Consider the following 1,177-nt stretch of genomic DNA (forward strand, 5'->3'; position numbering starts at 1 on the left):
GGCTACGCGGTGCGCACGAAGGAACACCCCAAGCGGTACGCGCTGGCCGCCGCCGATGACACCGGCCCCAACCACACCGACAGCGCGCCCGAGGCCTCCAGTAGGCCGGAGGCATAGCAACGACGAAGCGCAGGACCACCCGACAGGCGGGCACCGACGGCGAACAGCCCGTCCGGTGCCCGCCTGTTCACGTCGCGGGCCCCTGCACCTGCGGTGGCCACACAGGCAGGACCAACATGGTGCGGCTCCCCCCGTCGCGGACCGCGCCCACGTCGTCGACGCAGGAGTCCGGGACGGTGCCACCGCGCCCGAGCGAACATGGCCGGGCCGCAAGGGTGGCCCGGCCATGTCGAGGCGCCCACGGGGTGTGGTTACCCGAGCGGATGGCGGAACCCGCAGTCCGGGCGGTGGGCGGGGTCGCCGAAGAACTCCTCGGGCGGCTCCGGGCGGCCCCCGTGCTCGTCGGGATCGTCCACCTCAGGTGGGGCGGTCGGGTCGCGGCCAGATAGCCGCCCAGCTCGGCCAGGCCGGACACGGTCGCCATCGGCACCCGCGGCGCGGCGCAGGCGGGGCATTCGTCGAGCAGCAGGTAGATCCCACCCAGCCCGGGTTCGGGGACGAACCGGTAGACGGTCGTCGGGGTCGTCGGGGTCGTCGGGGTCGTCGGGGTCGTCGGTGGCGACCACGTAGGCGGCGGCGGGTACGTCGAGCATGACGGCCACGTCGCGACACATGCCGACGCGGAGCCGGTGCACGCGGGCGGCGTGGCCGTCCGGGTCGGCCGGTGCGGTCGGGTGGCCGAGGGCGAGGGCGGCTGCTGCGGCGGTGGCAATCATCGGAGGCTCCCATGCGGTCGGGCGGCGGGTGTCGGTAACGGGGTGCCGGGCCGCCCGGGCAGGGGCGGTCCGGCACGCGTAGGGGGTTCAGGGGGTGGCGCGGAGGGCGGCGGTGGCCGCGCGGGCGATCGCCCGGGCGGTCACGGTCGGGTCGGTGAGCGGGATCGCGGTGACCCCGTCCAGGGGGGTGACCGGGCCGCGGGGCGCGAGCCATAGGACCCCGCACCCGGCGGCGCGGAGCCGGTCGACCCGGGTCTGGGCGGCCCGGCGCGGGGCCGGGCTGAAGATGCCGTCCGACACCACGACCAGCAGCCGCGCCGCGCCCGGGGTGGACAGGTGTA

General features: G+C 76.4%; 1 protein-coding gene and 1 pseudogene. Both read right to left on the reverse strand.

Features of this window, described 5'->3' with window-relative positions:
• Window positions 1-371: 371 nt before the first annotated feature.
• Complete coding sequence (locus BGP03_RS24180; protein WP_296368937.1) at window positions 372-836, reverse strand: hypothetical protein; 465 nt, start codon at window positions 834-836, stop codon at window positions 372-374.
• Window positions 837-923: 87 nt separating this feature from the next.
• Window positions 924-1,177: pseudogene (locus BGP03_RS24185) on the reverse strand (hypothetical protein); the annotation flags it as partial.

Source organism: Pseudonocardia sp. 73-21, assembly GCF_001899645.1.
Classification (GTDB): Bacteria; Actinomycetota; Actinomycetes; order Mycobacteriales; family Pseudonocardiaceae; genus Pseudonocardia.

What these genes read in the sequence shown, in the direction of transcription:
- BGP03_RS24180 (WP_296368937.1), bottom strand. Translation starts at nt 836, where the DNA reads ATGATTGCCACCGCCGCAGCAGCCGCCCTCGCCCTCGGCCACCCGACC.